Source organism: Gemmatimonas sp., assembly GCF_044344655.1.
In the GTDB taxonomy this organism is placed as follows: domain Bacteria; phylum Gemmatimonadota; class Gemmatimonadetes; order Gemmatimonadales; family Gemmatimonadaceae; genus Gemmatimonas.
On the sequence record NZ_JBIJCN010000092.1, the window covers coordinates 1 to 3,466 of the forward strand.

Below are 3,466 nucleotides of genomic sequence, written 5' to 3' on the forward strand. Positions count from 1 at the left end.
CGACCTACCGGGTGCTGGTGGTACATGGTGTAGAAGCTCACCACACCCTTGATGTAGGCCGGCGTGAGCTCCAGCAGCTGCGCCACTTCCTCGATGCCCTTTTCGCTCACCCAGCCACGCGCATCCTGGAGCATCCAGAGCGCGGGGAGCAATGCCGCCTGCTTGGTGGGATAGCGGGACAGGATCGTGTCGAGCGCTGCGCGAGCGGTGCCCACGAAGACCGGCTCATGCGGCTCATCGTGATGGTGCCCATGTGGCGGCGCCGCCACGAGGGCGCCCCCGCTGGCTGAGGGGCCGTGGCTCATCGGTCGATCTCTCCCATCACGATATCGATACTGGCATTGATGGCGATCACGTCGGAGAGGAGATGACCCTCCACCATACGCGGGATCGCGGACAGATTCACGAACGAGGGGGGGCGAATGCGCCAACGCACCGGCTTGGACGTGCCGTCGCTGACGAAGTAGTAGCCCTTCTCGCCCTTCGGGCTCTCCACCGGTACGTAGCACTCGCCGGCGGGAGGACGCGGCCCCTCCATCACGAGCTTGAAGTGATGGATCATGCTTTCCATCTCACTCGTCGCCTTGTGCTTGGGCGGGAGGATGAGGCGCGGATCGTTGATGTTGATCGGGCCATCGGGCAGCCGCTGCACCGCCTGCTCGAGAATGCGCACGCTCTGTCGCATTTCCTCCACGCGCACGAGGAACCGGTCGTACACGTCGCCGGCGGTGCCGACTGGTACGTCGAAGTCGTACGTCTCGTAGTCGAGATAGGGAAAGTCCTTGCGCACGTCGTACGCCACGCCGGACGCACGGAGCATCGGCCCGGAGAGTCCCGCGTTCACCGCCTCCTGCGCGCTCATCGCCCCAAGGCCTACCGTACGGCCGGCCCAGATGGCGTTGGTTTCAAGCATGCGCACCGACTCTTCGAGCGTCTTCGGAAAGCCCTTGAGGAACGCCCGCAACCCGTCGAGCCAGCCGTCAGGAATGTCCGCGGCCATGCCGCCCACACGCGTGCTGGTGGTGGTGAGTCGGGCGCCCACCCATGCCTCCAGCAGGTTGTACACGTTCTCCCGTTCCTGGTACAGCCACAGGAATGGCGTGAATGCCCCGATGTCTACCGAGGTGGTGCCAAGCCACACGAGGTGCGAAATGATGCGCGAAAGCTCCATGAGGATTACGCGCAGTACTTTGGTGCGCTCGGTCATCCCCACGCCGAAGAGGCGTTCCGCGCCGAGTACGAACGCGACGTTGTTGCCGGGCGAGTTGAGGTAGTCCTCGCGGTCGGTCCAGGGGATGATCTGGTTGTACTGCCGATACTCGCCGATCTTCTCGAAGCCGCAGTGCAGATACCCGATGTGCGGAATGCACCGCACCACGGTTTCCCCGTCGAGCTCCAGCACGAGACGGAGCACGCCGTGCGTGGCCGGGTGCTGCGGACCGATGTTGATCAGCATGTGATCGGCCTGCAGCACGGGTTCGGGCATTGCAGGTGCCATCGGCGCGTCGAGCGCGAGAGCCTGGCCGCCCTGCGAGACGAGTGGAGCGCGCAGCGGCAGTCCCTGCGCATCGAGACCGCTTGTGCCGAGGGCCACCTCGATGGTGCGACGCGCGCTCACTCGCCGTCCTCCAGCTCGCCATGCGAGGCGCGCTCGGCGAGGCGCTGCTTCATGTCGTCGGGGAGCGCGTCGAACGCCTCGGCGATACTGAGTTCTTCCATCGAATAGCGTGCTTCGGGATCGGCGGCGAGCGCCTGCTTGAGCTGCTCCGCGCGCGAGAAGCGGCCGCGCAGCGGGAAGTCCTTCCGCAGCGGATGCCCCTCGCGGTACTGCTCCCACATCAGCAGGCGACGGAGATCAGGATGCCCCTCAAAGCGGATGCCGAACATGTCGAAGCATTCGCGCTCGAGCCAATCGGCACCGGAGTAGATGTCGATAATGCTTGGCACCCAGAGTGGACCGCGCTTGGGCAACTCCACTTTGAGGCGCAGGAAGCGGCGGTGTCCGAGGGCGCGCAGATGCCACACGACCTCGATGGGGCGCGTGCCGTCGCGGTACTCGACTGCCGTTACATCGACGAGATAGTCGTACCGCTCCAACGGTTCGTCATGCAGGAAGCGCACGATGTCATGTAGCGCGTCACGCGTCACGAATACGGTCGTTTCCCCCCAGATCACCTCGGTGCGCACGATCGACGCCCCGAAACGAGCCGCGAGAACGGTTGCCGTCGGATTGGCAGGGGCCCCGGTGCGCGGCACGTTGACCGGCGTGACGGGCATGCCGGTGAGATCGGCCGCGACGGCGCCCATGACCGCAGAGGTGGGAGGCTGGTGCTCGGGAAGCGGCGCCGTCATGGAGCCGAACGGGTCTGATGTACGGAGTTGCCGAAGGGTTCCGAGAGCTCGTCGATGAGCGCGGGGGGGATATACAACTGGCTCGACGGATCCGGCTCGATCTCCACGTGGCGTGTCGCGTCGCGCAGGCGCTCACGCATGACCTTCTTCTGCAGCATGATGATCCCATGCATCAGCGCCTCGGGGCGCGGCGGGCATCCCGGCACATACACGTCAACGGGGATGATCGTATCGATCCCCTGCACCACGGCATAGTTGTCGAACATGCCGCCCGTCGATGCGCACGCCCCCATCGAGATGACCCACTTGGGCTGTGGCATCTGCTGATAGATGCGGCGCAGCACCGGCGCGAGCTTGAGGGGCACACGGCCGGCGCACAGCAGCACGTCCGCTTGCCGCGGCGAATAGCTCAGCCGCTCCATGCCAAAGCGGGACAAGTCGAATCGGCTCGCGGCGGTGGCCATGAACTCGATGGCACAACAGGCGGTTCCGAATGGCATCGGCCACAGCGAGCCGGCGCGGGCCCAATTGACGAGCAGGTCGAGACGGGTGGTTACCCAGCCGTCCTGCGACGCCGGGTCCACCTGTACGAGGCGCGAATCGTTGGCGGGGGTCAGTCCCACGTCAGCGCTCCCTTCTTCCAGACATAGATGAACCCGACCATGAGGATGAGCGCGAACACGATCATCTCGCCGAGGCCGAAGAACGACAACTGCCCAGTGGGGCAACCGCCGGCGACGAGCGGCGCGCTGCAGGACAGCTGACGGTACTGGACGCCCCACGGAATCATGAACACCGTCTCGATATCGAAGACGATGAAGAGCATGGCCACGAGATAGAACTTGACCGAGAAGCGTTCGCGAGCGTCGCCGAGGGGGCTGATGCCTGACTCGTAGGGCTGCGACTTGACCGGCGTGGGCTGCGACTTCGTGGTGAGATGGGCGATGCCGAGGATGAGCACCGCGTTCAGTATCACGAAGCCAAGAAGCAGCAGGACCGGCAGATATTGGCGTAGCATCGCAGCGCAGCAGGGATCCGACAGATCACGAAGGGGGAGTGACTTCGTGAAAGAATTCACAAACGACTGGTGGGGAAGGTACAAACGGGACCGGAA

5 protein-coding genes are annotated in these 3,466 nt (G+C 64.7%); all 5 read right to left on the reverse strand.

The window, feature by feature from the left end; all coding sequences use genetic code 11:
• Positions 1-305 (reverse strand): NAD(P)H-dependent oxidoreductase subunit E (locus ACIQ51_RS14075; RefSeq protein ID WP_396205695.1); only part of this gene is annotated, 305 nt, incomplete at its 3' end.
• On the reverse strand, positions 302-1,474 hold the full coding sequence (gene nuoD / locus ACIQ51_RS14080; protein WP_396205697.1) for an NADH dehydrogenase (quinone) subunit D: 1,173 nt from the start codon (positions 1,472-1,474) through the stop codon (positions 302-304). The genes nuoD and ACIQ51_RS14075, both read right to left, overlap by 4 nt.
• Positions 1,475-1,614: 140 nt before the next feature.
• Complete coding sequence (locus ACIQ51_RS14085) at positions 1,615-2,352, reverse strand: NADH-quinone oxidoreductase subunit C (protein WP_396205696.1); 738 nt, start codon at positions 2,350-2,352, stop codon at positions 1,615-1,617.
• Complete coding sequence (locus tag ACIQ51_RS14090) at positions 2,349-2,936, reverse strand: NADH-quinone oxidoreductase subunit B (protein WP_396205698.1); 588 nt, start codon at positions 2,934-2,936, stop codon at positions 2,349-2,351. Before ACIQ51_RS14090 ends, ACIQ51_RS14085 begins: the two co-directional genes overlap by 4 nt.
• A gap of 29 nt (positions 2,937-2,965) precedes the next feature.
• Positions 2,966-3,370, reverse strand: a complete 405-nt coding sequence (locus ACIQ51_RS14095; protein ID WP_396205700.1) for an NADH-quinone oxidoreductase subunit A — start codon at positions 3,368-3,370, stop codon at positions 2,966-2,968.
• Positions 3,371-3,466: the final 96 nt, after the last annotated feature.